The organism is Mycobacterium sp. NGS17, from assembly GCF_059813205.1.
Genome location: NZ_JCALED010000013.1, coordinates 1 through 25,864, shown reverse-complemented (window position 1 = coordinate 25,864; position 25,864 = coordinate 1). Strand labels below are relative to the sequence as shown.

The 25,864-nt window shown below is 69.2% G+C and carries 21 protein-coding genes and 1 tRNA gene; 15 read left to right on the top strand and 7 right to left on the bottom strand.

What is annotated here, in order from left to right; translation table 11 throughout:
• Positions 1–81 precede the first annotated feature (81 nt).
• The 4 genes from AC5Y7E_RS22540 (at position 82) to nudC (ending at position 8,603) form a co-directional block, all read left to right on the top strand.
• On the top strand, positions 82–3,207 hold the full coding sequence (locus tag AC5Y7E_RS22540) for a PD-(D/E)XK nuclease family protein (protein ID WP_499920258.1): 3,126 nt from the start codon (positions 82–84) through the stop codon (positions 3,205–3,207).
• Positions 3,174–6,506, top strand: coding sequence for an ATP-dependent helicase (locus AC5Y7E_RS22535; RefSeq protein ID WP_499920720.1), 3,333 nt, complete (start codon positions 3,174–3,176; stop codon positions 6,504–6,506). Before AC5Y7E_RS22540 ends, AC5Y7E_RS22535 begins: the two co-directional genes overlap by 34 nt.
• Positions 6,507–6,600: 94 nt before the next feature.
• Complete coding sequence (locus AC5Y7E_RS22530; protein WP_499920257.1) at positions 6,601–7,671, top strand: potassium channel family protein; 1,071 nt, start codon at positions 6,601–6,603, stop codon at positions 7,669–7,671.
• Complete coding sequence (gene nudC, locus AC5Y7E_RS22525; RefSeq protein WP_499920256.1) at positions 7,671–8,603, top strand: NAD(+) diphosphatase; 933 nt, start codon at positions 7,671–7,673, stop codon at positions 8,601–8,603. Before AC5Y7E_RS22530 ends, nudC begins: the two co-directional genes overlap by 1 nt.
• An 8-nt stretch (positions 8,604–8,611) precedes the next feature.
• Here the strand turns inward: nudC and mrx1 are convergent, their stop codons facing one another.
• Positions 8,612–8,866 (bottom strand): mycoredoxin Mrx1, encoded by a 255-nt coding sequence (mrx1, locus tag AC5Y7E_RS22520; protein ID WP_067128113.1) that lies wholly within the window; start codon positions 8,864–8,866, stop codon positions 8,612–8,614.
• Positions 8,867–9,037: 171 nt separating this feature from the next.
• Here mrx1 and AC5Y7E_RS22515 point away from each other — a divergent pair, with 171 nt between their 5' ends.
• From AC5Y7E_RS22515 to AC5Y7E_RS22505, 3 genes are all read left to right on the top strand, one after another.
• Positions 9,038–11,149, top strand: coding sequence for an ATP-dependent DNA helicase UvrD2 (locus AC5Y7E_RS22515; RefSeq protein ID WP_499920255.1), 2,112 nt, complete (start codon positions 9,038–9,040; stop codon positions 11,147–11,149).
• 101 nt (positions 11,150–11,250) lie between these two features.
• Positions 11,251–11,418 carry a hypothetical protein gene (locus AC5Y7E_RS22510; RefSeq protein ID WP_499950811.1) on the top strand — a complete coding sequence of 56 codons (168 nt, stop codon included), beginning with the start codon at positions 11,251–11,253 and terminating at the stop codon, positions 11,416–11,418.
• A 137-nt stretch (positions 11,419–11,555) separates the two neighbouring features.
• A complete protein-coding gene (locus AC5Y7E_RS22505; protein ID WP_499920254.1) occupies positions 11,556–11,828 on the top strand; it encodes a WhiB family transcriptional regulator in 273 nt (90 codons plus the stop codon).
• Positions 11,829–11,838: 10 nt separating this feature from the next.
• Here the strand turns inward: AC5Y7E_RS22505 and AC5Y7E_RS22500 are convergent, their stop codons facing one another.
• The 3 genes from AC5Y7E_RS22500 to AC5Y7E_RS22490 all read right to left on the bottom strand — a co-directional run bounded on the left by AC5Y7E_RS22500 (position 11,839) and on the right by AC5Y7E_RS22490 (position 15,603).
• On the bottom strand, positions 11,839–13,182 hold the full coding sequence (locus tag AC5Y7E_RS22500; RefSeq protein WP_499920718.1) for a macrolide-binding ATPase MABP-1: 1,344 nt from the start codon (positions 13,180–13,182) through the stop codon (positions 11,839–11,841).
• Positions 13,183–13,308: 126 nt separating this feature from the next.
• Positions 13,309–14,172 carry a cyclodehydratase gene (locus tag AC5Y7E_RS22495; protein ID WP_499920253.1) on the bottom strand — a complete coding sequence of 288 codons (864 nt, stop codon included), beginning with the start codon at positions 14,170–14,172 and terminating at the stop codon, positions 13,309–13,311.
• 36 nt (positions 14,173–14,208) lie between these two features.
• The gene (locus tag AC5Y7E_RS22490; protein WP_499920252.1) at positions 14,209–15,603 is read right to left on the bottom strand and encodes a zinc-dependent metalloprotease; all 1,395 of its coding nucleotides are present in this window, start codon (positions 15,601–15,603) and stop codon (positions 14,209–14,211) included.
• Positions 15,604–15,703: 100 nt separating this feature from the next.
• Here AC5Y7E_RS22490 and AC5Y7E_RS22485 point away from each other — a divergent pair, with 100 nt between their 5' ends.
• The 5 genes from AC5Y7E_RS22485 (at position 15,704) to AC5Y7E_RS22465 (ending at position 21,771) form a co-directional block, all read left to right on the top strand.
• Positions 15,704–16,726, top strand: a complete 1,023-nt coding sequence (locus AC5Y7E_RS22485) for a YlbL family protein (RefSeq protein WP_499920251.1) — start codon at positions 15,704–15,706, stop codon at positions 16,724–16,726.
• Positions 16,727–16,800: 74 nt separating this feature from the next.
• The gene (locus AC5Y7E_RS22480) at positions 16,801–19,782 is read left to right on the top strand and encodes a UPF0182 family protein (RefSeq protein ID WP_499920250.1); all 2,982 of its coding nucleotides are present in this window, start codon (positions 16,801–16,803) and stop codon (positions 19,780–19,782) included.
• Positions 19,783–20,099: 317 nt separating this feature from the next.
• Complete coding sequence (gene nthB, locus AC5Y7E_RS22475) at positions 20,100–20,828, top strand: nitrile hydratase subunit beta (RefSeq protein WP_499920249.1); 729 nt, start codon at positions 20,100–20,102, stop codon at positions 20,826–20,828.
• Positions 20,825–21,418 carry a nitrile hydratase subunit alpha gene (gene nthA / locus AC5Y7E_RS22470; RefSeq protein WP_499920248.1) on the top strand — a complete coding sequence of 198 codons (594 nt, stop codon included), beginning with the start codon at positions 20,825–20,827 and terminating at the stop codon, positions 21,416–21,418. Before nthB ends, nthA begins: the two co-directional genes overlap by 4 nt.
• A complete protein-coding gene (locus tag AC5Y7E_RS22465; RefSeq protein WP_499920247.1) occupies positions 21,415–21,771 on the top strand; it encodes a nitrile hydratase accessory protein in 357 nt (118 codons plus the stop codon). The genes nthA and AC5Y7E_RS22465 overlap by 4 nt, the downstream gene beginning before the upstream one ends.
• Positions 21,772–21,880: 109 nt before the next feature.
• Here the strand turns inward: AC5Y7E_RS22465 and AC5Y7E_RS22460 are convergent, their stop codons facing one another.
• Positions 21,881–22,855, bottom strand: a complete 975-nt coding sequence (locus AC5Y7E_RS22460) for a GlxA family transcriptional regulator (RefSeq protein ID WP_499920246.1) — start codon at positions 22,853–22,855, stop codon at positions 21,881–21,883.
• A 92-nt stretch (positions 22,856–22,947) separates the two neighbouring features.
• Here AC5Y7E_RS22460 and AC5Y7E_RS22455 point away from each other — a divergent pair, with 92 nt between their 5' ends.
• The 3 genes from AC5Y7E_RS22455 to AC5Y7E_RS22445 all read left to right on the top strand — a co-directional run bounded on the left by AC5Y7E_RS22455 (position 22,948) and on the right by AC5Y7E_RS22445 (position 24,407).
• Positions 22,948–23,598, top strand: coding sequence for an HD domain-containing protein (locus AC5Y7E_RS22455; protein ID WP_499920245.1), 651 nt, complete (start codon positions 22,948–22,950; stop codon positions 23,596–23,598).
• Between the two features lie 44 nt (positions 23,599–23,642).
• Positions 23,643–24,179 carry a cupin domain-containing protein gene (locus AC5Y7E_RS22450; protein ID WP_499920244.1) on the top strand — a complete coding sequence of 179 codons (537 nt, stop codon included), beginning with the start codon at positions 23,643–23,645 and terminating at the stop codon, positions 24,177–24,179.
• Positions 24,180–24,330: 151 nt separating this feature from the next.
• Positions 24,331–24,407: transfer RNA gene (locus AC5Y7E_RS22445), tRNA-Met, on the top strand.
• A 43-nt stretch (positions 24,408–24,450) separates the two neighbouring features.
• On the opposite strand, the gene AC5Y7E_RS22440 is transcribed toward AC5Y7E_RS22445, so the two are convergent.
• Both AC5Y7E_RS22440 and AC5Y7E_RS22435 read right to left on the bottom strand, forming a co-directional pair.
• The gene (locus AC5Y7E_RS22440; protein WP_499920243.1) at positions 24,451–24,939 is read right to left on the bottom strand and encodes a glutathione peroxidase; all 489 of its coding nucleotides are present in this window, start codon (positions 24,937–24,939) and stop codon (positions 24,451–24,453) included.
• Between the two features lie 20 nt (positions 24,940–24,959).
• Positions 24,960–25,496: a hypothetical protein gene (locus AC5Y7E_RS22435; RefSeq protein ID WP_499920242.1), complete on the bottom strand. Its 537-nt coding sequence runs from the start codon at positions 25,494–25,496 to the stop codon at positions 24,960–24,962.
• Positions 25,497–25,864 lie beyond the last annotated feature (368 nt).

Below are 25,864 nucleotides of genomic sequence, written 5' to 3'. Positions count from 1 at the left end.
TCGCTCCCGCTCCAGGGTAGGTGCAGGCGGCGTTCGTCGTGCGCTAGCGGATCTGTCGGACCCTCGTGATGTCATGCCGTCATGGCCTACACCTGGGATGCCGAAGCGAGCAGCGTCTTAGACCCCGGGGCGCGTGGACGGCTGCGAATTCTCGGCGGGCCCGGCACCGGTAAGAGCAGCCTGCTGATCGACGCCGCGGTGGCCCGGATCGAGGCCGGTGTCCAGCCGGAATCGGTTCTGCTGCTTACCGGTTCGGGCCGGATCGGGATGGCCGAGCGCAGCGCGTTGACGACGGCGTTGCTGCGCTCGCGAGCCACCGGCGGCCGGGCCGCCGTCAGCGAGCCGCTGGTGCGGACCGTGCACGGGTACGCGTACGCGGTCTTGCGGCGCGCCGCCGAACGCGCCGGCGAGGCGCCCCCGCGGCTGGTCACCAGCGCCGAGCAGGACGCCATCATCCGGGAACTACTGGCCGGAGACCTCGAGGACGGACCGCGCGCCGCGACGGCGTGGCCCGCCCAGCTGCTGCCCGCGCTGAGCACCGCCGGCTTCGCGACCGAGCTTCGAAACCTGTTGGCCCGCTGCGCCGAACGCGGCGTCGATCCCCCAGAGCTCGAGCGGCTCGGCCGTCGTTGCCGGCGGCCGGAATGGAGCGCGGCCGGCCAATTCGCGCGCCAGTACGAGCAAGTGATGCTGCTGCGCGCGGCGGTGGGGACCGCCGCGCCGGAGGCGACCAGACCGGCCCTGGGCGCAGCCGAATTGGTCGGCGCCGCATTGGAAGCGTTTGCGGTCGACCCCGAGTTGCTGTCGGCCGAACGCGGCCGGATCCGCGTGTTGCTGATCGACGACGCCCAGCAGCTCGACCCGCAGGCGGCGCGCCTGGTTCGGGTGCTCGCGGCGGGCGCCGAGCTGGCGCTGATCGCCGGGGATCCCAACCAGGCGGTGTTCGGCTTCCGGGGCGGCGAACCGGCCGGGTTGCTCGGCGGCGACGCGCCCTCGATGACGCTGACGACGTCGCACCGGTGCGCCCCCGCCGTGGCGCGCGCGGTCAGCGGCATCGCCGGCCGGTTACCCGGCGGCAGCAGCGGCCGGCGGATCGACGGCGCCGGTGCGGGGGAGGGATCCGTCACGGTGCGTCTGGCCGCGTCGGCGCACGCCGAGGCGGCCACCATCGCCGACGCGCTGCGGCGTGCGCACCTGATCGACGGCGTGCCCTGGTCGCAGATGGCGGTCATCGTCCGGTCGGTGCCGCGGGCCGGCGCGCGATTGCCGCGGGCCCTGGCCGCGGCTGGAGTGCCGGTGGCGGCACCCGCGGTACCCGGGCCGCTGTCCGAAGAGCCGGCCGCGCGGGCCCTGCTCAGCGTGCTGCTGGCGACGGCGGACGGGCTCGACGGGCAGCAGGCGCTGGCGTTGCTGACCGGCCCTATTGGGCGCGTCGATCCGGTTTCGTTGCGTCGGCTGCGCCGAACCCTGCAGCGCGCCAACCCTTCTCGCCCCCCGGGAGACTTCGCCGACCTGTTGGCCGAGGCGCTGTCCGCTGACGCGACGCCTGCGGGGCCGCAATTCGCCGCGCTGCGCAAGGTCCGCGCGGTGCTGGACGCGGCAGCGCGCTCGCATGCCGCCGGTGCCGACCCTCGCTTCACCCTGTGGGCCGCCTGGCACCGGTCCGGGCTGCAGCGCCGCTGGCTGTCGGTGAGCGAGCGCGGCGGCCCCGCCGCGGCGCAGGCCACCCGGGACCTCGAGTCGGTGACCGCGTTGTTCGAGGTCACCGACGACTATGTGGCGTGCACCTCGGGTGCGTCGTTGCGCGGTCTGGCCGAGCACATCGCCTCGCTGGCGCTACCGAGCGCCGCCACCGAGCCCGCCACCGCGGCCGAGCAGGTCAGGGTGCTCAGCGCGCACGCCGCGCTGGGGCACGAATGGGATTTCGTGGTCATCGCGGGATTGCAGGATGGCTTGTGGCCCAACACCGTTCCGCGTGGCGGCGTGCTGGCCACCCAGCGGTTGCTGGACGTGCTGGACGGGGTCGGCGCGGACGCCTCGGTGCGGGCTCCGCTGCTGGCCGAGGAGCGCAGGCTGCTGGTGGCGGCGCTGGGCCGGGCCCGGCGCCGGCTGCTGGTGACGGCCGTCGACAGCGAGACCGGTGGGGCGGGTCTGGAGGCGGCGCTGCCGTCGGTCTTCTTCACCGAGATCGCGCAGTGGGCCGACGACGACGCCGATAGCGAACCGGTCTCGGCGCCGCGGGTGTTGTCCGCGTCCGCGCTGGTGGGCCGGCTGCGTGGGGTGGTGTGCGCGCCCGACGGGGCGGTGGACGATCGCGCCCGCGACTGCGCGGCAACGCAATTGGCACGGCTGGCCAAAGCCGGCGTACCCGGCGCCGACCCGGCCGGATGGCACGGATTGACCCCGATCAGCACCGGCGAACCGCTGCACGGCAGTGGTGACGTGGTCACCTTGACGCCCTCGACCATGCAGACACTCAGCGACTGCCCGCTGCGCTGGCTCGCCGAGCGGCACGGCGGATCCGACCCGCGCGACGTGCGCTCGGCGATCGGGTCGATGGTGCACGCCCTGATCGCCGAGCCGCACCGCAGCGAATCGGAACTGCTGGCCGAGCTGGACCGCGCCTGGGAGCATCTGCCCGTTGCGGCGCAATGGCATTCGGATAACGAGCTGGCCCGACACCGCGCCATGCTGGAGGCGTTCATCGAGTGGCGGGCGCAGACCCGGGGCGCGCTGACCGAGGTCGGCGTCGAGGTCGAGATCGACGGAACCCTGAGCACCGGGGACGGCGGCGAGGTGCGACTGCGTGGCCGGGTCGACCGGCTGGAGCGCGACGCCGCGGGGCGGCTGGTGATCGTCGACATCAAAACGGGCAAGAACCCGGCCAGCAAGGACGATGCACAGCAACACGCCCAGCTGGCCGTGTATCAGCTGGCGGTGGCGGAGGGACTGCTCGGCAACGGTGCCGACAACGTCGAGCCCGGCGGCGCGCGGTTGGTGTACCTCGGTAAGGCCGGGGCATCGGGAGTGGCTGAACGCGAACAGGATCCGCTGACCACCGCCGCCGGGGACGAATGGCGCGAGATCATCGCGCGTGCGGCCGGCGCGACGTCCGGACCGCAGTTCGTCGCGCGGCGCAACGACGGCTGCGCGCACTGCCCCGTCCGGCCGAACTGTCCGGCCCACGCCGACGGGTCCCCGCGGTGACCGCGCCGCGCTACAGCCCCGCCGAATTGGCCGGCGCGCTGGGGCTTTTCCCGCCCACCGACGAGCAGGCCGCCGTCATCGCCGCGCCGCCGGGGCCGCTGGTGGTCATCGCCGGGGCCGGCGCCGGCAAGACCGAGACCATGGCCGCGCGGGTGGTGTGGCTGGTCGCCAACGGCTATGCGGCACCCGCTCAGGTGCTCGGTTTGACCTTCACCCGCAAGGCCGCCGGCCAACTGCTGCGCCGCGTCCGGTCCCGGCTGGCCCGGCTGGCCGGTATCGGCCTGGGAGCGCCGGGCGCCGGCGGCGATGCGGCCGTCGACACCGACGGCGCACCGACGGTCAGCACCTACCACGCCTTCGCGGGCTCGTTACTGCGCGACTACGGGCTGTTGCTGCCCGTCGAACCGGACACCCGGCTGCTCGGCGAAACCGAGTTGTGGCAGCTGGCTTTCGACGTGGTGAACACCTATCCCGGGGAACTGCGGACCGACAAGACGCCTGCGGCCGTCACCTCGATGGTGCTGCGGCTGTGGGGACAACTGGCCGAGCACCTGGTGGACACCGGCCAGCTGCGCGACACCCACGTGGAGCTGGAGCGGCTCATCCACTCCCTGCCCGCGGGCCCCTACCAAAGCGACCGCGGCCCCAGCCAATGGCTGCTGCGGTTGCTGGCCACCCAGACCGAACGCGCCGAATTGGTGCCACTGCTCGACGCGCTCAACGACCGCATGCGCGCCGCCAAGGCGATGGACTTCGGGATGCAGATGGCCTCGGCGGCCAGGCTGGCGGCGGCGTTCCCACAAGTCGGCGAGGAGCTGCGTAGCCGCTACCGGGTGGTACTCCTCGACGAGTATCAGGACACCGGTCACGCCCAACGCATCGCGCTCTCAGCACTATTCGGCGGCGGAGTCGACGACGGGCTGGCGCTCACCGCCGTCGGCGACCCCATTCAATCGATCTACGGCTGGCGTGGCGCGTCGGCCACCAACCTGCCGCGGTTCACCACCGACTTCCCCCGATCCGACGGCACCCCCGCCCCCATGTGCGAGTTGCGGACCAGCTGGCGCAACCCGCCGACGACCCTGCGGGTGGCCAACGCGGTCTCGGCGCAGGCGCGGCGGCGATCGGTGGCCGTGCACGCGCTGCGCCCGCGCCCGGATGCCCCGCCCGGCACCGTGCGCTGCGCATTGCTGCCCGACGTGATGGCCGAGCGGGAGTGGATCGCCGACCATCTCGACGCGCAGTACCGGCGGGCCCGCGACGAGGGCGCTGCGCCGCCGACGGCCGCGGTGCTGGTGCGCCGCAACGCCGACGCCGCGCCCATCGCCGACGCGTTGCGCGCCCGCGGCATCCCCGTCGAGGTCGTCGGGCTGGCCGGGCTGCTGGCCATCCCTGAGGTCGCCGAGGTGGTGGCCATGCTGCGACTGATCGCCGATCCGACGGCCGGCGCGGCGGCGATGCGGGTGCTGACCGGGTCGCGCTGGCGCCTTGGTGCCCGCGACCTCGCGGCGCTGTGGCAGCGTGCGCGTGCACTCGGCGGAGCCGCGCCGCCCGCCGAAGCGTCCTCGCCCGAGGCGATCGCGAAAGCGGCCGGCCCCGACGCCGACACCGTATGCCTGGCCGACGCGATCGCCGATCCCGGTGCGGCGCAGGCATATTCGACTCCTGGGTATCAGCGCATCACGGCTCTGGCCGCCGAACTGAGTGCCCTGCGTGCCCACCTCGGCCACCCGCTGCCGGACCTGGTCGCCGAGGTGCGGCGTGTGCTGGGCATCGACTGCGAAGTCCGGGCCGCAGCGGGGGTCGGTGCCGGCTGGGCCGGCACCGAGCACCTGGATACGTTCGCTGACGTCGTCGCCGGTTACGCCGAACGCACCGACCCCGCAATCGGATCGGCGGCCACCTCGGTGGCCGGCCTGCTGGCATTCCTGGACGTCGCCGAGACCGTCGAGAACGGTTTGGCGCCGGCGCCGTTGACGGTCGCCCGCGACCGCGTCCAGGTGCTCACCGTGCACTCCGCAAAGGGGCTGGAGTGGCAGGTCGTGGCGGTGGCTCACCTATCCGGCGGCACTTTCCCGTCGACGGCGTCGAAGAGCACCTGGCTCACCGACGCCGCCGAGCTGCCGCCGCTGTTGCGCGGCGATCGCGCGGCCGCCGGTGCCCTGGGCATCCCGGTGATGGACACCTCCGACGTCACCAACCGAAAGCAGCTGTCGGACAAGATCTCCGAGCATCGCCGCCAGCTCGAGCAGCGGCGCATCGACGAGGAACGACGGCTGTTGTACGTGGCCATCACGCGGGCCGAGGACACCCTGCTGGTGTCCGGGCACCACTGGGGGGCCACCGGCATCAAGCCGCGCGGGCCGTCTGACTTCCTCTGCGAGATCAAGGCGGTCATCGACGATTCGGCCGCGGCCGGCGACCCTTGCGGAACGGTGGAACATTGGGCGCCCGCGCCCGCCGACGGCGAGCGAAACCCCCTACGCGACAACGTCGTCGAAGCGGTATGGCCGCCCGACCCGCTGGGGTGGCGGCGCGACGACGTCGAGCATGGCGCCGCGCTGGTGAGGCGGGCGCTGGTGGCCGACACGACCGAGACCGGCGTCGATGTGGACGGCTGGGCCGCCGACGTCGATGCACTGCTGGCCGAGCGTGCCCGGTCGGTGCAGCCGGCGCCCCACGCCCTGCCGGGCCAGTTGTCGGTCAGCTCCCTGGTGGGGCTGGCGCGTGATCCGGCCGGTACAGCGCGGCGGTTGGCGTACCGGTTGCCGTCTCGGCCGGAGCCGCATGCGTTGCTGGGCAATGCGTTTCACGCATGGGTTCAGAGATTTTATGGCGCCGAGTGTTTGTTCGAGTTGGGCGACCTGCCTGGCGCGGCAGATTGCGATGCCGGCGACGCCGCGGAACTGACCGCGCTGCAGGATGCTTTCACCGAATCACCCTGGGCCGCAAGGGTGCCCGTCGCCATCGAGGTGCCGTTCGAAATGCCGATCGGCGGCACACTGGTACGCGGGCGCATCGACGCCGTCTTCGCCGATCCCGACGGCGGCGCCACCGTGGTGGACTGGAAGACCGGTGAACCGCCGCGAGGGCCGCAAGCGATGCGGCAGGCCGCCGTCCAGCTCGCCGTGTACCGCCAGGCCTGGGCGGCGCTGGCCGGCGTCCCGGAATCCTCGGTGCGCACCGCCTTTTACTACGTGCGCGCCCGCACCACCGTGATCCCCGAGGAACTGCCGAGCGGCGCCGAGGTGGCCGGGTTGCTGATGGTTCCGGACGGCGACCGGCGGGTCCAGGTGTGACGTGCGCCGCCCGAGTACTGGTGGAGGTGTGGCCGTGGTTACATAAGACGCGTGCGTGTCTCGTGCGCAAAAGGTAAGCCGATGACGGACCGCCGTGGGCAACGGTAGGTCCCGAAGGCTGAGCGGTCTGGACGAAACCCTGACCGCTCAGCGCGGTCACCAGCTGATCGGCGTGGTGCGCATCCCCGAGGAGCATGCCAGTCCGATCCGGGTCATCACCCGCCGCCTGGCCATCGCACTCGTGGTGCTGTTCGCGGCGGCGCTCATCGTCTATGTGGACCGCGACGGTTACCGAGACGTCCGCAACGAACCGCTGACCTTCCTGGACTGCGTGTACTTCTCCGCGGTGTCGCTGTCGACCACCGGCTACGGCGACATCACGCCGTACACCGAAACCGCGCGGCTGGTGCACACCCTGATCTTCACCGCGCTGCGGATCGCGTTCTTGGCGGTGTTGGTCGGCACCACCCTCGAAGTGCTGTCCGAGCGATCTCGCCGCGGGTGGAAGATCCAGCGTTGGAGGAGCAGAGTGCGCAACCACACCATCGTGATCGGCTACGGGACCAAGGGGAAGACGGCGGTCGCCGCGATCCTCGGCGACGAGACGGTTCAGACCGAGGTCGTCGTCGTCGACACCGATCGCAGCGCGCTCGAGCACGCCGAAAGCGCGGGCCTGGTCACGCTCCACGGTGACGCCACCAAAGCCGACGTGCTGCGGTTGGCCGGCGCCCAGCACGCGGCCTCGATCATCGTCGCCACCAGCCGCGACGACACCGCGGTGCTGGTGACGCTGACGGCGCGCGAAATCGCGCCCAAGGCCAAGATCGTCGCGTCGATCCGGGAGACCGAGAATCAGCACCTGCTGCAGCAGTCGGGCGCGGACTCGGTGGTGGTGTCCTCGGCCACCGCCGGGCGGCTCCTTGGCCTGGCCACCACCACCCCCAGCGTCGTGGAGATGATCGAGGATCTGCTGACCCCCGACGCCGGGCTGGCCATCGCCGAGCGTGAGGTGGAGCAGACCGAAGTCGGCGGGTCGCCGCGGCACCTGCGCGACACCGTGCTCGGCGTGGTGCGCGACGGCCACCTGCTGCGCATTGGCGCGCCGGAAGTGGACGCCATCGAGGCCAACGACCGACTGCTCTATATCCGAAACGCCGACCACTGATGGCGATAGCGGACTTTCAGCTGCGCAGCGTCCCACTGCTGTCGCGGGTCGGTGCCGACCGCGCCGATCAGCTGCGCACCGACGTCGAGGCCGCCACCGCGGGCTGGGCGGATGCGGCGCTGCTGCGAGTGGATTCGCGCAATCAGGTGCTGGCCGCCAACGGTCGGGTGGTGCTCGGGGCGGCCGCCGAAATCGGCGACAAGCCGCCGTCGGAGGCCGTTTTTCTGGGGCGCCTCGAGGACGGCCGTCACGTCTGGGGCGTGCGCGGCCCGCTGCAGGCTCCGGAGGATCCCGATGCGCCCGCCGAGGTGGTGAATCTGCGCAGCCTCGGTCCGATCTTCGACGACACCAGCAGTCAGCTGGTGTCCGCGGCCGTCGCGCTGCTGAACTGGCATGAGAAGGCGCGTTTCAGCCCCGAGGACGGCTCGCCGACCAGGCCGGCCCGGGCGGGCTGGGCACGCGTCAACCCGGTTACCGGACATGAGGAGTTCCCGAGGATCGACCCGGCGGTGATCTGCCTGGTCCACGACGGCGGTGAGCGCGCGGTGCTGGCCCGCCAGGCGGTGTGGCCGGAGCGGATGTTCTCGCTGCTGGCCGGATTCGTCGAGGCCGGCGAATCTTTCGAGGTGTGCGTCGCCCGGGAAATCCGCGAGGAGATCGGCCTGACGGTCCGTGACGTGCGGTACCTGGGCAGTCAGCCGTGGCCGTTCCCGCGCTCGCTGATGGTCGGCTTCCACGCCGTCGGCGACCCGGCCGAGGAATTCTCGTTCAACGACGGCGAGATCGCCGAGGCGGCCTGGTTCACGCGCGACGAGGTGCGTGCCGCGCTGGCGGCGGGGGACTGGTCCAGCTCGTCGGAGTCGAATCTGTTGCTGCCCGGGTCGATTTCGATCGCCCGGGTGATCATCGAATCCTGGGCGGCGATCGACTGACCGGACGCTTAGGCGCCGGCCTCGGCCAGCTTCGCCTTCACTTCGGCGGCGCTGGGGTTGGTCAGAGTCGACCCGTCGGCGAACTTCACCGTCGGAACCGTCCGGTTGCCGCCGTTGACCGAGCTGACGAAATCGGCGGCCGCCGCGTCGTGCTCGATGTCGACCGCCTCGTAGGGAATGCCGTTGGACTTCAGCACCGTCATGAGCCGATGGCAGTAACCGCACCAGGAGGTGGTGTAGACGGTGAGCGGGGCAGAGGTCATAGCTCGTTAACGTAGCCCGGCGACCATGCATTCCGCGCGGGGGTCCCGCGCAGACGCGCCGCGGCGAGATGCGTGGGATCCGCCGACTCGCCGGGGCGACACGCCAAGTCCCGCCGATTGGGGCGTGGCGATGCGCGGGGTTTGTCGGCGACCGCTGCCAAGATGGACGCCATGCCGACGGTCGCCGATCCATTGACAGCCGGGCTGGACGACGAGCAGCGCGAGGCCGTGCTGGCTCCCCGCGGCCCGGTCTGCGTGCTGGCCGGCGCCGGAACGGGAAAGACCCGCACCATCACGCACCGGATCGCCCAGCTGGTCGCCGGCGGTCACGTCGCGCCCGGTCAGGTGCTCGCGGTCACGTTCACCCAGCGGGCGGCGGGGGAGATGCGCTCGAGGCTGCGGACGATCGACGCCGCGGCGGGCGCCGGTAACTCCGTCGGCGCGGTCTCGGCCCTGACGTTTCACGCGGCCGCGCACCGGCAGCTGCGGTATTTCTGGCCGCGGGTGGTCGGCGACACGGGCTGGCAGCTGCTGGACAGCAAATTCGCCGTCGTCGCCCGCGCGGCCGGCCGCGCCCGGATCAACGCCAGCACCGACGACGTGCGCGACCTGGCCGGCGAGATCGAGTGGGCCAAAGCGTCGTTGATCGGGCCGGAGGAATACCCGGCCGCGGTGGCCGCCGCCGCGCGCGACATCCCGCTCGACGCCGCGCGGGTCGCAGCCGTTTACGCCGCCTACGAGGCGCTCAAGGTCCGCGACGAGAACGTCACCCTGCTCGATTTCGACGACCTGCTGCTGCACACCGCGGCCGCGATCGAAAACGACGCCGCGGTGGCCGAGGAGTTCCGGGACCGCTACCGCTGCTTTGTCGTCGACGAGTATCAGGACGTCACGCCTTTGCAGCAGCGGGTGCTGTCGGCGTGGCTGGGCGATCGCGACGACCTGACGGTGGTAGGCGACGCGAACCAGACGATCTACTCGTTCACCGGGGCGTCTCCGCGGTTCCTGCTCGACTTCTCCCGCCGGTTCCCCGACGCGACCGTGGTCCGCCTGGAGCGCGACTACCGCTCCACCCCGCAGGTGGTGTCGTTGGCCAACCAGGTGATCGCGGCGGCCCGCGGCCGGGTCGCGGGCAGCAAGCTGCACCTGGTGGGTCAGCGGGCGCCGGGCCCGGCGCCGTCGTTCCACGAGCATCCCGACGAACCCGCCGAGGCCGCCGCGGTCGCGGTGTCGATCAAGCGGCTCATCGAATCCGGCACCCCGCCGTCGGAGATCGCGGTGCTGTACCGGGTCAACGCTCAATCGGAGATCTACGAGGAGGCGTTGACCGAGGCCGGCCTTCCCTATCAGGTCCGAGGCGGCGAGGGATTCTTCAATCGCCAGGAGATCAAGCAGGCCCTGCTGGCGCTGCAGCGCGCCGCCGAACGCAGCGGCGCCGAGCCCCTGCGCGAGCCACTGCCCGCCGTGGTCCGTGCGATCCTGGAGCCGTTGGGGCTGACGGCCGAAGAGCCGGTCGGCACCCGGGCCCGGGAGCGCTGGGAGGCCCTGACCGCGCTGGCCGAGCTGGTCGACGACGAGGTGGCCCAGCGGCCGGAGCTCGACTTCCCCCGGTTGGTGGCAGAGCTGCGGACGCGAGCCGACGCCCGGCATCCACCGGTGGTGCAGGGCGTCGCGCTGGCGTCGCTGCACGCCGCCAAGGGGCTCGAGTGGGACGCGGTGTTTCTGGTCGGGCTGGCCGACGGCACGCTGCCCATCTCGCACGCGTTGGCCCACGGCGCCGAAAGCGAAGCGGTCGAGGAGGAGCGGCGCCTGCTCTACGTCGGAATCACCAGGGCCCGCACACATTTGGCGCTCAGCTGGGCGCTGGCCCGCAGCCCGGGTGGGCGCCAGAGTCGCAAGCCGTCGCGGTTCCTCAACGGCATCGCGCCCCACGCGCGCGCCGATGCGGCGCCGAGCAAGTCCCGGCGTAACCGCGGCACCGCGACCCGCTGCCGAATCTGCAACAACAACCTGACCACCCCGGCAGCCGTCATGCTGCGGCGCTGTGAGACCTGCGCCGCCGACATCGACGAGGATCTGTTGCTGCGGCTCAAGGCCTGGCGGCTGGACATCGCCAAGGAGCAGAAGGTGCCCGCCTACGTCGTCTTCACCGACAACACGCTGATCGCCATCGCCGAGCTGCTGCCCGGCGACGAGGAGGCGTTGATCGGGATTCCCGGCATCGGCGCCCGCAAGCTGGAACAGTACGGCCCCGACGTGTTGGAACTGGTCCGCGGGCGCTGACCGATAAACCCGCTGGTCAGAAAATCGGTTGTGGTGATCGGCGGTCACCGTTTACCCTCGAAACCGCAAACTCGGCACTACGGAGAAGGAAGGTGGCCACGATGCTCAACGACGCGTTCGGTGTAGGCGTGGCCCGCGCGACCCGCCCCGTTTCGGCCGCGGCCGCCTTCCATGCCGCACACGCCGCCACGGCGGCCGCGCGTAAGCATCGCGCCGCCGCCGCGACCGACGCGTCCGTAGATGTCGGGGGCCCACCGAAGGCAAGGTAAGCACCCGCCCGGTTTTCTCCCAGATGGCCACGGACCCGAAGTCAAAAGGATCCGTGGCCATAGTTGTAGGTCGGCAACTTTTCGACCTGGTCCGGATCACTGCAAAGCAACCCAGATCAGGAAGTAGGTGGTAGGACATGTCGGCACCGACAGTCCCCAGACAAGCCCTGCCGTGCCACGTCGGCGATCCCGACCTGTGGTTCGCCGACGCCCCGGCCGATCTCGAGCGGGCCAAGACGCTGTGCGCCAGTTGCCCGGTCCGGCGGCAGTGCCTGGCCGCCGCGTTGGAACGGGCCGAACCGTGGGGCGTCTGGGGCGGCGAAATCATCGACCGCGGCTCGGTTCTGAGCTTCAAACGGCCCCGCGGACGACCCCGCAAGGGTTGTGGGCAGGACGGGGCCGCCGCCTAGGGCGACGGACCTAGACGACCGCGCTGTCGGGTTCGGCGAAGCCGGGCACCAGCTCTTCGGACAGCGCCTTGATCGCCACGTGGGCGTCGAGCTGGCACAAGATCGCGGCCACCGACATGATCACCCGCATCGGAATGACCAGTTTGGGCGGCAAGTCCATCTGGCGGGCAGTGCGGATCTGGGATACCGAGCGATCGATCTCGATGGTGGACATCTTCTGCAGCCACTTGCGGGTGTAGTGGAAGACCTCGACCTCGACCGGCTCGACGTACTGACGCAGCATGTCGTCGATGTCACGCACCGACACCTGTTGGCCTTTCTGGATGAAGCCGGCCTTCTCCATCGTCGGCAACAGCATGTCGTAGTTCTTGTCACGGGCCAGCCGGATGGTCATGCCGAGCTCGATCGGCAACCCGCCGGGTAGCGGCGCGACGGCGCCGAAGTCGATCACACCCATGCGGCCGTCGGGAAGCAGCATGAAGTTGCCGGGGTGGGCGTCGCCGTGCAGCATCTCCAGCCGGCGCGGTGCGTCGAAGGTGAGCTCGAGCAGGCGCGTGCCCATCAAGTCGCGCTGCTCGGTGGTGCCGTGCCGGATGATCTCGGCCATCGGGGTGCCCTGCATCCACTCTTGGATCACCACTTTCGGCGCGCTGGCCACGATGCGCGGCACCGCGAAGTGCGGGTGGTCGTGATACGCCTTGGCAAACGCGCGCTGGTTCTCGGCCTCCAGCCGGTAGTCCAGCTCCATCTCGGTGCGCTCGATGAGCTCGTCGACCACGCCCTGGATGTCGGCACCCGGCGCGAGCTGCTTGAACACCCCGACCAGACGCTGCATGGTCTTGAGGTCGGCGCGCAGTGCCTCGTCGGCGCCGGGGTACTGGATCTTGACCGCCACCTCGCGGCCGTCCGCCCAGACGCCCTTATGGACCTGGCCGATGCTGGCCGAGGCCACCGGGGTGTCGTCGAACGTGGTGAATCGCTCGCGCCACTTGGTGCCCAGCTGGGCATCGAGCACGCGGTGCACCTTGGCGGCGGGCAGCGGCGGGGCGTCCTTTTGCAGCTTGGTCAGCGCTTCGCGGTACGGCTCGCCGAACTCCTCGGGAATCGCGGCCTCCATCACCGACAGGGCCTGGCCCACCTTCATCGCGCCGCCCTTCAGCTCACCAAGCACGGTGAACAGTTGGTGGGCGGCTTTCTCCAGAAGCTCGGCCTGAACCTCGTCCCTGGACTTTCCCGTCAGCCGTTTACCGAATCCGATCGCTGCCCGGCCGGCGAATCCGACCGGAATGCTGGCCAGCTTCGCGTTCCGCGCGGCACGGCCCCTTTTGATGTCTGCCACGCATCCATCATCCATGATGACCAGCGCGATGTGGAGAGACGTCGACAACACCCGTTGTCACACTTCGTAAGCGCAGGTCGGCGCGGCGGGCGGTCCTCGCTGGCTGGCCACGAGGCCAAGCGCCGCAACGGAAATGGCGCTTCAGCAGGAGCACAACGGATGTCTGGCCCACGGTCGCGTGGCGATCGCGCCGGAGTGCAGATCGAATTCGAGAGTCGCATTGAGCGTTTGGGGCGGGCCGGCCTCGGCCGTTTCCTGCCCGTGCACTGCCGCGATCACGCGGTTCACCTGGCTGAGCGCCAGCGCGGCGGTCGCCAGCACGGTGGCCCGATCGGCAACACCGACGGTTTCGCGCAACTGCGCGCAGATGGCCGGCCACGCCGCGTCGCGGTCCCGGCGATGCAGGTCCGCGCACCCGAGGCAGCTGGTCACGCCCGGTATCACCAGCGGACCCACCAGCCCGATGCCGTCGCGCACCCGCACCAACAGATGCGCGACGCCCTGGGTGTGCAGGTCGCGCACCATGCGCGGGTCGGCGACCAGGAAGTCCGACAGCACCACCAGGTCGACGTCGTCGGCCGAGACGGCGGCGTGCGGCTGGCTGCTGTGCGCGATCCGGGCGCCCGAGCAGCGCAAGGTCTCCACCAGCAGCTCGGAGAGGGGCCCGCGACCGTGGATCCGCACCGACGCCGCCCGGGCGCGGGGTCGCCCGCATTCGGTGGCGACGCCGGCGCCGACCAGCTGCTCGACGAGGCTGCGCAGACCGTCGGCGTCGGTCAGCCCGCGGTCGAGGGCGCGGCGCTCCAACTCCGATAGCGGGGTCGGCGACCACATCGTCCGCAACAGCGTGGCCAGCTCGGCGGCGGCAAGGCCGGCCGGCGGGCGGACCAGCACCGCGCGGCGCGGGTCCCAACCCACCTGGACCGCACCGTCGGGACGCAGCAGCACCGGCAAAGCGGGATCCAGCGCATAGGTGGAAAGGACGGCCTGGCACCGCGAAGTCACCGCGCAACTGTGCCACGCCGGGCGTCGCGAGTCCGCTCAGTTATCCACAGAGCCGCCGTCGGCACCCGGGCCGTCGGGGCCCTGGCCCTCGCGCTCGAGTTTGGCGATGGCCTCGTCGATTCCGCTGGTGTCGCCGCCGATGATTCGATCGATGAAGCCCGCCGGCTCGTCGAGGTCGTCGGCGTCGGGCAGCAGGTCGGGGTGTTGCCAGATGCCGTCGCGGGTGTCGACCCCGGCGGCCTCCGTCAGCCGCTCCCAGAACGCGGCGGCCTCACGCATCTTGCGCGGCCGCAGCTCCAGGCCGACCAGCGTCGCGAAGGTCTGCTCGGCGGGTCCGCTGCTGGCCCTGCGGCGGCGCATCGTTTCGCCCAGCGCGGCCGCCCCGGGAATCCGGTCGCCCAGCGCGGCGGCCACCACCACCTGCACCCAGCCCTCGATCAGGGCTAGCAATGTTTCCAGACGTTCCAGTGCCTGTGTCTGCGCCGGCGTCGCCTTGGGCTCGAAAACGCCCTGCCCAAGCAGGTTTTCGATCGCTCCCGGGTCCGCCAGTGACGCCGGATTGAAGTCTCGCGCCAGCTCTTCGATGCCGGACATGTCGATTTCCATGCCCATCGCGTACGCCTCGACGGCACCGAGCAGTTGGCTCGACAGCCACGGCACGTGACTGAACAGCCGGTGGTGGGCGGCCTCACGCGCCGCCAGAAACGTCAGGATCTCGCTGCGCGGCCGCTCCAGCCCGGTGGCGAACGACTCGACGGCGTCGGGCATCACCGCCGCAATTCCCTTGGGCCCCAACGGCAAACCGATGTCGGTCGATGTCAACACCTCGCGGGACAGTCGGCCCAGCGCCTGCCCGAGCTGCGACCCGAACGCCATCCCGCCCATCTGCGACATCATCTGCATGAGCGGGCCGGCCATGCTCTTGGCCTCTTCGGGCAGCGACGCCGCCCACACCGTCGAAATCTGTTGTGCCATCGGGTCGCACAGCCGCTTCCACGTCTGCAACGTGTTGTCGACCCAGTCGCCGGGGGTCCAGCCCAGCGCCTTGGTGGTGCCCGCGGGCAGCGCCGTGGCCCCGTCCAGCCAGGTCTCGGCCAGCCGCACCGCGTCGGCGATCGCCGAGTTGGTGGTGTCCGGAACCGGCGCCACAAAGCCGATCGAATTCGTCGCGACGCGCCGCGCCAGTTCGTAATTGACCGGGCCCGAGCCGGTTCCACCGGGTCCGACATTGCCCGCGCTGCTGAACATCTGACCCAGTTGGGTGAAGATCTGCCCCAGGTCGCCCATGTCGAATTCACCGCTCATGCCGAAGGCGGCGAACGGGTCGGACGGGTTCGAGCCCGAATCGGGATCTTTTTTCCCGTGTTTGTCGGGGTCGTCTCCGGAGGAGAAGCCGAAAGGCAGGTCAGCCATACCCCCAACGGTACTCACCACAAGGTCGGACGGCGCGACCTCGGGTCAGCTTGTAGCTGAACCCGGTAGAACGTTGTGGCTGAACACCGCGCCGCAGCCGCCGTCTAGTGTGATCGGCGTGAACAGGCGCATCCTGACCTTGGTGGTCGCGCTGGTGCCGATCCTGGTGTTCGGTGTGTTGCTGGCGGTGGTGACGGTGCCGTTCGTGTCGCTGGGGCCCGGGCCCACCTTCGACACGCTCGGCGAGGTCGACGGCAAGCAGGTGGTGGCGATCGAGGGCACCCAGACGCACCCGACAACCGGCCACCTCAACATGACCACGGTGTCCCAGCGCGACGACCTGACACTGGGCGAGGCACTGACGCTGTGGCTTTCGGACACCGAGCAGCTGGTGCCGCGCGACCTCATCTATCCGCCGGGCAAGTCGCGCGAAGACGTCGACAAGGCCAACAACGCGGACTTCAAGCAATCCGAGGACAGCGCCGCCTATGCCGCCCTGGGCTACCTCAAGTACCCGGCGGCGGTGACGGTCGCCAAGGTCCCCGAACCGGGACCCTCGGCGGGCAAGCTCAAGACCGGTGACGCCATCGACGCGGTCAACGGCGTGCCGGTGGCCACGGTCGACGAGTTCACGGGACTGCTCAAGAACACCAAGCCGGGCCAGGTGGTGACGATCGACTATCGCCGCAAGAACGAGCCGGCCGGGGTGGCACAGATCACGCTGGGTGCCAACAAGGACCGCGACTACGGCTTTCTGGGCGTCGCGGTGCTCGACGCCCCATGGGCGCCGTTCACCGTGAACTTCAACTTGGCCAACGTGGGTGGGCCGTCCGCCGGACTGATGTTCAGCCTGGCGGTGGTCGACAAGTTGACCACCGGGGACCTCGCCAAGTCGAACTTCATCGCGGGCACCGGGACCATTTCGTCCGACGGCAAGGTCGGCCAGATCGGCGGCATCACCCACAAGATGGTCGCCGCGCACGCCGCCGGGGCCACGGTGTTCCTGGTGCCGGCGAAGAACTGCTATGAGGCCAGCTCGGACAATCCGTCCGGCCTGCGGCTGGTCAAGGTCGACACACTCGGCCAGGCAGTGGATGCGCTGCACGCGATCGGGTCGGGCGGGCAGCCGCCAAGCTGCTAGCGAACCTTGATGGTCCCGGGTAGTGCCATGCGTAGAGTTGTCACCGTCTAGCCATCGATCAGGGAGCGTAGCCAGTGGGGATGCGGCCCACCGCACGGATGCCGAAGCTGACTCGGCGCAGCCGGATTCTGATCCTTATCGCACTGGGTGTGATCGCTCTGCTGCTGGCGGGCCCCCGGCTGATCGACGCTTACGTCGACTGGCTGTGGTTCGGCGAGCTCGGCTACCGCTCGGTGTTCTCCACCGTGCTGGTCACCCGGTTCGTGGTCTTCTTGGTTGCGGGTCTGCTGGTGGGCGGCATCGTGTTCGCCGGACTGGCGGTGGCGTACCGCACGCGGCCGGTGTTCGTGCCGAGCAACGACAACGATCCGGTGGCGCGCTACCGCGCCCTGGTGCTGTCCCGGCTGCGACTGGTGAGCGCCGGAATCCCGGTGGCGATCGGCCTGCTCGCCGGCATCATCGCGCAAAGCTATTGGGTGCGAATTCAGCTGTTCTTGCACGGCGGCGACTTCGGCATCAAGGACCCGCAGTTCGGCAAGGATCTCGGCTTCTACGCCTTCGAGCTGCCGTTCTACCGGTTGCTGCTGTCCTACCTGTTCGTCGCGGTGTTCCTGGCCTTCATCGCCAACTTGTTGGCCCACTACATCTTTGGCGGCATCCGGCTGTCCGGTCGGACGGGTGCGCTGAGCCGTTCGGCGCGGATCCAGCTGGTCACTTTGGTCGGGCTATTGGTCGTGCTCAAGGCGATCGCCTACTGGCTGGACCGCTATGAGTTGTTGTCCCACACCCGCGGTGGCAAGCCCTTCACCGGCGCCGGGTACACGGACATCAATGCGGTGCTGCCGGCGAAGCTGATCCTGATGGCGATCGCGCTCATCTGCGCGGCCGCGGTGTTCTCCGCGATTGTGCTCAAGGACTTGCGAATCCCGGCGATCGGGCTCGTCCTGTTGCTGCTGTCCTCGCTGATCGTGGGCGCGGGGTGGCCGCTGATCGTCGAACAGATCAGCGTCAAACCCAATGCCGCGCAAAAGGAAAGCGAATACATCAGCCGCAGCATCGCCGCGACGCGGCAGGCCTATGGCCTGACCTCCGACCAGGTCACCTACCGCAACTACACCGGCGACGCTCAGGCCGCCGCCCAGCAGGTCGCCGACGACCGCGCGACCACGTCCAACATCCGGCTGCTGGACCCGACGATCGTCAGTCCAGCGTTCACCCAGTTCCAGCAGGGCAAGAACTTTTACTACTTCCCCGACCAGCTCTCCATCGACCGGTACGTCGACCGCAACGGCGCGTTGCGTGACTACGTGGTGGCGGCCCGCGAACTCAACCCCGACCGGCTGATCGAGAACCAGCGCGACTGGATCAACCGGCACAGCGTCTACACCCACGGCAACGGGTTCATCGCCTCACCGGCCAACACGGTGCGCGGCGTCGCCAACGATCCCAACCAAAACGGCGGTTACCCCGAATTCCTGGTCAACGTCGTCGGCGCCAACGGCGGTGTGGTGTCCGACGGCCCGGCCCAACTCGACCAGCCGCGCGTCTACTTCGGGCCGGTCATCTCCAATACCTCGGCCGACTACGCGATCGTCGGGCGCAACGGCAACGACCGCGAATACGACTACGAGACCAACAACGAAACCAAGAACTACACCTACACCGGGCTCGGCGGAGTCCCGCTCGGCGACTGGTTGTCGCGCAGCGTGTTCGCCGCGAAGTTCGCCGAGCGAAACTTCTTGTTTTCCAACGTGATCGGCTCGAACAGCAAGATCCTGTTCAACCGTGACCCGGCGCGGCGGGTGGAGGCGGTGGCGCCGTGGCTGACCACGGACAGCGCGGTGTACCCGGCGATCGTCAACAAGCGACTGGTGTGGATCATCGACGGCTACACCACGCTGGACAACTACCCGTATTCCGAACTCACGTCGCTGGAGTCGGCGACCGCGGACTCCAACGAGGTCGCGTTCAACAGGCTCGCACCCGACAAGCGGGTCTCCTACATCCGCAACTCGGTGAAGGCGACGGTCGACGCCTACGACGGCACTGTCACGCTGTACCAGCAGGACGAACAGGACCCGGTGCTCAAGGCCTGGATGCGGGTGTTCCCGGGGACCGTGAAGCCCAAGAGCAACATCACCCCGGAGCTGGCCGAGCACCTGCGCTATCCCGAGGACCTGTTCAAGGTGCAGCGGATGCTGCTGGCGAAGTATCACGTCAACGATCCGGTGACGTTCTTCTCCACCTCGGATTTCTGGGATGTGCCGCTGGACCCGAACCCGACGGCCAGCAGCTACCAGCCGCCATACTACATCGTCGCGAAAAACATTGCGAAGAACGACAATACGGCGTCGTATCAGCTGACCAGCGCGATGAACAGGTTCAAGCGCGACTACCTGGCCGCCTACATCAGCGCCAGCTCCGATCCCGCGACCTACGGCAGGATCACCGTGCTGACCATCCCGGGACAGGTCAACGGGCCGAAGCTGGCCAACAACGCGATCACCACCGATCCGGCGGTGTCCCAGGACCTCGGCGTGATCGGGCGTGACAACCAGAACCGGATCCGGTGGGGCAATCTGCTCACGTTGCCGGTGGGGCAGGGCGGCTTGCTCTACGTCGAGCCCGTATATGCCTCGCCGGGTGCCAGCGACGCGGCGTCGTCGTACCCGCGGCTGATCCGGGTGGCGATGATGTACAACGACAAGATCGGCTACGGACCCACCGTGCGCGACGCCCTGACCGGGCTGTTCGGTCCGGGCGCGGGTGCCGCCGCGACCAGCATCCAGCCCACCGAAGCCGGGACACCGGCCGCGAGTCCGCCGCCCAGCGCGCCGGCGCCGGTTGCCGCGCCCGGGTCACCACCCCCGGTCGCAGCACCCCCGGTGCCCGACGGATCGGTGACGCTGTCGCCCGCCAAATCCGCTGCGCTGCAAGAGATTCAGGCGGCGATCGGCGAGGCAAAGGACGCGCAGAAGAAGGGCGATTTCGCCGGTTACGGTGCGGCGCTGCAGCGGTTGGACGACGCGATCACCAAATACAACAACGCCAAGTAGGTCGGCCGTGCGGCGTCGAGCGACGCTGTGACCGTGCGGAGTCGACGAATTCACCCGTAGTGCCAGCCATTTCGCCTATGGGCGGGCTTCGGCTGCCGAAACTCGCCAAGCCCCAGTGACGCTTCGGTGGCGTCGGGGTCAGCGTGTGTCGCATCTTGTGGGAAAGATGGCGCAAATAGTGACGATCGAATATCCCACCGACCCGCAAACTGGCTATCGGGATCACCCAACGAGACGACATCTTCCAACGCGGTCGACGGACACCCTCGCGCCCCAAGATTGTCGATAACAGGTTCGAGAGGAAACACGGGGTAGTCATGGGGAATGGCGCACATGATGTCGGTGGGATGGCGGGGCTCGGACCCGTGCCGATGGAGACCCCTGCGCCGGTTCGCCACGCCGTGTGGGAGCGTCGGACGCTCGGCGCGACCGTCTCGGCCGTCGTCACGGGGATGCTGATCCCCCCGACGCATCGAGCGGCCATCGAAGCGCTGCACCCGGTCGCGTACCTGTCGATGAGCTACGCCGAACTGTGGCTTTATGCACTCGAGAGGTGTGCCGTATCGGCCGGCGTCCTCACGGACGAGGAGATCGAAGCGCGCGTGGCCGATGCGCTTTCGAATCCCGACGCGCCGCTGCCGCAAGATCGCAACGCGGAGATCCTCGAGAGGGTCAGGGCCCTTGTCGCCCAAGGCGCCCCGCTCGGGCCCGAGCAGCTCGTGCAGCCGCCTCGTTTCGCTGCCGGTGACATCGTGCGCGCCAAGCGCATCGAATCACCCGCGTCGGGCCGTCGCCACACGCGCATACCCGGATACGCACAGGGATGCACGGGAGTCGTCGAGATGGTCCACCGGCCAATGATTCTCGAGGACACGCTGGTGGCGTCGGGCGAAATCCACTTTGAGTACGTCTATGCGGTGCGGTTGCCCGCGTGCAACGTGTGGCCGGACGTCACCGGGCGTGACGCGATCGTCGTCGACTTGTGGGAGAGCTATCTCGAGGACCACGCGCCCAGCGGTGCCGAATTGCAGGAGGAGAACCCATGAGCCCTACCGATCCGTCCTATCTCGCGTTGCGCATGAAGGCCGTTGAGTCATTGCTGATCGAAAAGGGGATGGTCAGCGCCGAGGCGATCGACGAGATCACCAACGCTTACGAGCACGACATCGGGCCGCTGCGCGGCGCCGCCGTGGTGGCCCGTGCGTGGGTCGATGAGGACTACAGGCGGCGGCTGCTGGACGATGCGCCCGCCGCCGTCGCCGAACTGGGCATCGCCGGCTTCGGGGCCGAGGTCCTCGTCGTCGTGGAGAACACGGCGCAGGTGCACAACGTGGTTGTGTGCACCTTGTGCTCCTGCTACCCGTGGGCGCTGCTCGGACTGCCTCCGAGCTGGTACAAGACGCCCCAATACCGTGCCCGCATCGTGCGCTGGCCGCGCGAGGTGCTTGGCGAGTTCGGCCTGACGATGCCCGACGACACCGAGATCCGGATCTGGGATTCCAGCTCCGATGCCCGCTACCTGGTGCTACCGCAGCGTCCCGCCGGGACCGACGGCATGTCCGAGCGGGAGCTCGCGGCGCTCGTCACGCGCGACGCGATGATCGGCACCGGCATCGTCTCGAGCCCAGCCGCGTGAACGCCGCCACCGATATTCTCGGGGCCGACGCGACGGGCCTGGGCGCGCTGCCACGTCGCAACGGCGAGCTGGTGTTCGACGCGCCATGGGAATGCCGGGCATTCGGTGCCGCTGTGGCGATGGCGCAGGCCGGGGTTTACCCGTTCGACGACATGCGCGATCTGCTCATCGAGGAGATCAGCCGGTGGGAGCGCGCGCGTGATACTGCAGATGGCACCTGGAACTACTACGAGCGCTGGCTGGCGGCGCTCGAACGGCTGCTGGCGCGCCGCGGTGTGCTCGATTCCACGGAGATCGAAGAGCGCATGCGCACCATAGCGCTGCAGGACACTGACGAACACGACCACGACTGACCGGTGCCGGCCCGCGATCACTGATTCAGGTGCATGCCGCGTCGGGTGGTGCCGCGCTGCAGCGACTCGAAGACGGGACGGTCAAGCGCAACAACACCCAAATAGCTTCTCAGGCATAGGCCGTGCGGAACCTGTCCCGGTAGGCCTTCGGGCTGATCCCGAGATGGTTGACGAACACCCGTCGCAGCGTTTCGATGCTGCCGAAGCCGGCCATGCCCGCGGTCTCGGTGACCGAGCGGCCGGATTCCAGCGCATTGCGGGCGACATCGATCCGAACCAATTCGACGTAGCGCGCCGGGCTCATCCCGAGCTCGGATTGGAAGAGACGGGTCAACTGGCGGGTGCTCAAAGACGCCAGCGCCGCAAGCTTTTTCACGCTGTAGTCCGCGCCCGGGTCGGCCGCGATCGCGTCGGTGACCGGACGCAACGACGACTCCGGCGGGGGGTCGGCCTCGAGCAACACCGAGAATTGCGATTGGCCGCCGGCGCGTTTGAGGTAGACGACCAGCCACCGAGCCACGTCGCGGACCAGTTCTGTCCCGTAATCCATTTCGACCAACGCCAGCGCCAGGTCGATGCCCGACGAGATGCCCGCGGAGGTGAAGATGTCGCCGTCGCGGACGAAGATCGCGTCCGGCTCGACGGTGACATCGGGAAACGCTCGGCCCAGCAGCCGGGTGTCGTGCCAGTGGGTGGTGGCGCGCCGGCCGCTGAGCACGCCGGCCTGCGCGAGGATGAACGACCCCGTGCAGATGGACGCCAGACGACGGGTCCGTGTTGACACCGATCGGACGGCCTCGACCAGGGCGGGTTCGATGGGTCGCCCCGGCAGGTCGTCGCTGCCCGCGACCATGACGGTATCGGCGGACTCGATCGCCGAAATGCTGTCGGTCACGCCCAATCGGGCCCCGATCGAGCTGGTCACATCGCACCCGTCCACCGACGCGATCTTGAGTCGGTAGTCGGCGCCGAAGCGGTTGGCCTCGGCGAACACCTCACCCGCCCCCGCGACGTCCAACAGCGTCACCCCGTCGAAAACGACGATCACCACGACCCGTGTTTTGGCTGCAGCCACGCACGCCATTGTGTCGCGTTCTGTGGAGAGGACGGCCAGAACGGCCGGGGTCGGATTGTCCGGGCGGCCGCACACTCATAACCAACCCAGAAGGAGACAACATGACCACCAGCTCAATGGACACCATCGCCGGCATCCACGTACCCGACAGCTCGCTGGCCCGCGAGGCGACCGAGTTCATCCGCGACACCGAGGACGAGTTGCTCTTCAACCATTCCCGCCGCGTGTTCTTCTTCGGCGCGCTGCAGGGCATGCGTCGCGGACTGCAGCCGAACCCGGAACTGCTCTACGTCGCGGCGATGTTTCACGACCTCGGCCTGACCGAGCGCTACCGCGACTCGCAGGTCCGCTTCGAGGTCGACGGCGCCGACGCGGCACGGGACTTCCTGATCAACCATGGCGTCGACGAGGCCGAGGCCGCCAAGGTGTGGCTCGGCATCGCCTTGCACACCACCCCCGGCGTGCCCGAGTTCATGGCCCCCGAGGTCGCCCTGCTGCAGGCCGGCGTGGAAGTCGACGTCGTCGGCGTCGGGCGCGAGGAGTTGGCTCCGGAGGCGCTGGCCGCGGTGACCGCCGCGCACCCGCGCCCACAGTTCAAGCAGCGCATCCTGGCGGCGTTCAACGACGGCATGAAGCACCGGCCGCGGACCACCGACGGCACCATGAACGCCGACGTGCTTGCGCACTTCGATCCCGCCTTCGAGCGCGTCGACTTCGTCGACCACATCCTGCACAACAGCTGGCCGGAGTAGCGCAGGCATTGCAGCGCAAGAACATTCGGAGAAGGGTGAGTCAGATGACCGAACCGAACGACATCGGGGTCACCGTGGTGCAGCCGGGGGAGGGCGAAGTCGTCACGCTCCCCGGCTTCGGGGCGGTGTTCAAGATATCCGGCAAGACCAACGGTGGCGAGGTGTCCATCGTCGAGCATCCGTTCGCGGTCGGCCTGCTCACCGCGGCACACCGGCACACCCGGGAGGACGAGCATTCGATCGTCCTGGCCGGCGAGATCGGCTTCCGCTCCGACGACAGCGAGGTGGTCCTGGGTCCCGGTGGTTACATCACCAAGCCCCGCGGCCAGATGCATGCGATGTGGAACGCCGGCAGCGAGCCGGGCCGCATTGTCGAGATCATCACCCCGGGCGGATTCGAGAACTATTTCCGCGAGCTCGGCGAGCTGCTCATCGAGCACGCCGACGACCCGGCGACCGAGCCGCTGCACCAGTTGCCCGAGTTCGGCGAGCTCGCCGATAAATACGGGCTCACGTACGGGTCGCCGGAGTGGATGGACGACATCGCGCAGCGGTACGGGCTGAACCCGCCGTCGCACTGATCTGAGCCCTGTCCATTACGCGCCGAGATTGCCATGACGGCTGTAATCACCGCGTGAAGTACGACCGCGGCGGCAATCTCGGCGCGGGGATGGCCGCTGAGCGCGCGATTTGGCCGCCGTGACACGCGTTCGGTAACCTGGCATTCACCAACGCGGGGTGGAGCAGCTCGGTAGCTCGCTGGGCTCATAACCCAGAGGTCGCAGGTTCGAATCCTGTCCCCGCTACCAGGTAAAACGGCCCCCGGAGATTCTCCGGGGGCCGTTTTCACGCCTAACGGGGCAGCACGGCCTCGATGGCGCTGATGACCTCGGGGGCATCGGGCTCGGTGCGGGGCCGGAACCGGTGCACCACCTCACCGCCGGGGGCGAGCAAAAACTTCTCGAAGTTCCACTGGATGTCTCCGGCCTGGCCGTCGGCGTCGGCGGTCTTGGTCAGCTCGGCGTACAGCGGGTGACGGTCGTCGCCATTGACATCGGTCTTCGCCAGCAGCGGGAACGTCACTCCGTAGGTGGTCGAGCAGAACTCCTGGATCTCGTCGGCCGTGCCCGGCTCCTGGCCCATGAATTGGTTGCAGGGGACCCCGACGACCGTCAGGCCCCGCTCGCCGTAGTCCTTGGCCAGCTTCTCCAGCGCCGTGTATTGGGGAGTCAGCCCGCATTTGGAGGCCACGTTGACGACCAGCGTTGCGCCGTCGGACAATTCGGCCAGCGTGGTCTGCCGGCCGTCGAGGGTGGTCAGGGCGATGTCGTTGAGGGTCACACCGACGACGCTAACGCACCTCAGAGCCAGCCGGTGCGGGCGGCGGCGACCGGCTCGGCGGGGGCCGGGGCCAATTCGCCGTTGCGCACGCCCTCGAGCAACCGTTTCACCGCGGCGACGATCTCCGGGGCCGCCGCCGCGAGCCCGGTGGTGTCGGCTTCGCTGACCTCATCGGCGTCGACGCCGGCGCGGGCCAGGATGGCGGCCGGGTCGGCCAGCTGCTCGGTCAGCCAGGTCAGCGGGTCGGCGGACAGCTCGGGGACGAAGTGCCGGCTGCTGGGTTCCCAGCCGTCGAAACGCGGGTGGTGATGGGCCCGGTCCAGCGTCCCGGGCGGGCTCTCCGTGGACCCGAAAAGATCCACCCGCCACACCGGGCGGGTGAAGGCGATCGGAACGCCGGCGTAGATCGAGCCTTGGGGGGCGGCCCGGTCGACGAGGCGCAGTTCGAGTCTGACCCCGCGCTCCGGGGTCTCCTGACCCTCGAGCGGGGATGGGTCGATGAAGTACATGTCCCCGACGACCACGCCCAGGGATTCGAATCCGAACGCTGCGAGCATCGCGCACCTTTCCTTGTCCTTCTCGAGCGTAGCCCTGGCGTCTGCACCCGGGGCGTCCGTCGGATATGTGAACGACCGTTCGCGCATGTGGGGCCGGCGCGGTACATTTCACTGGTCTTCGTTAAGTTGGAGCCCCCGGCAATGGTTGGGGTCGCTCGCCGCAGCGCGCGGATGCTGCGGCGCGGACGTAAGGGGCAGCAACGGTCTTGTCGACAGATTCAGGTCCGGGCTCACCCGTACAGATCAACTCACAAAGGACTCCGCCGTACAAGTTGATCGCCGTCGCCATGATGGTGGTGTGCGCGCTGATTTTAGCGTTGGTGTACGGGCAATTCCGCGGTGCATTCACCGAGAAGACGCAGGTGACG

Coding starts and splice junctions, on each gene's coding strand:
- AC5Y7E_RS22510 (WP_499950811.1), top strand. CDS start 11,251: ATGCTCAACGACGCGTTCGGTGTAGGCGTGGCCCGCGCGACCCGCCCC.
- AC5Y7E_RS22505 (WP_499920254.1), top strand. CDS start 11,556: ATGTCGGCACCGACAGTCCCCAGACAAGCCCTGCCGTGCCACGTCGGC.
- AC5Y7E_RS22435 (WP_499920242.1), bottom strand. CDS start 25,496: ATGCTCGCAGCGTTCGGATTCGAATCCCTGGGCGTGGTCGTCGGGGAC.
- mrx1 (WP_067128113.1), bottom strand. CDS start 8,866: ATGACCTCTGCCCCGCTCACCGTCTACACCACCTCCTGGTGCGGTTAC.
- nthA (WP_499920248.1), top strand. CDS start 20,825: ATGAGCCCTACCGATCCGTCCTATCTCGCGTTGCGCATGAAGGCCGTT.
- nthB (WP_499920249.1), top strand. CDS start 20,100: ATGGGGAATGGCGCACATGATGTCGGTGGGATGGCGGGGCTCGGACCC.
- AC5Y7E_RS22500 (WP_499920718.1), bottom strand. CDS start 13,182: ATGGATGATGGATGCGTGGCAGACATCAAAAGGGGCCGTGCCGCGCGG.
- AC5Y7E_RS22460 (WP_499920246.1), bottom strand. CDS start 22,855: ATGGCGTGCGTGGCTGCAGCCAAAACACGGGTCGTGGTGATCGTCGTT.
- AC5Y7E_RS22450 (WP_499920244.1), top strand. CDS start 23,643: ATGACCGAACCGAACGACATCGGGGTCACCGTGGTGCAGCCGGGGGAG.
- AC5Y7E_RS22455 (WP_499920245.1), top strand. CDS start 22,948: ATGACCACCAGCTCAATGGACACCATCGCCGGCATCCACGTACCCGAC.
- nudC (WP_499920256.1), top strand. CDS start 7,671: ATGGCGATAGCGGACTTTCAGCTGCGCAGCGTCCCACTGCTGTCGCGG.
- AC5Y7E_RS22540 (WP_499920258.1), top strand. CDS start 82: ATGGCCTACACCTGGGATGCCGAAGCGAGCAGCGTCTTAGACCCCGGG.
- AC5Y7E_RS22515 (WP_499920255.1), top strand. CDS start 9,038: ATGCCGACGGTCGCCGATCCATTGACAGCCGGGCTGGACGACGAGCAG.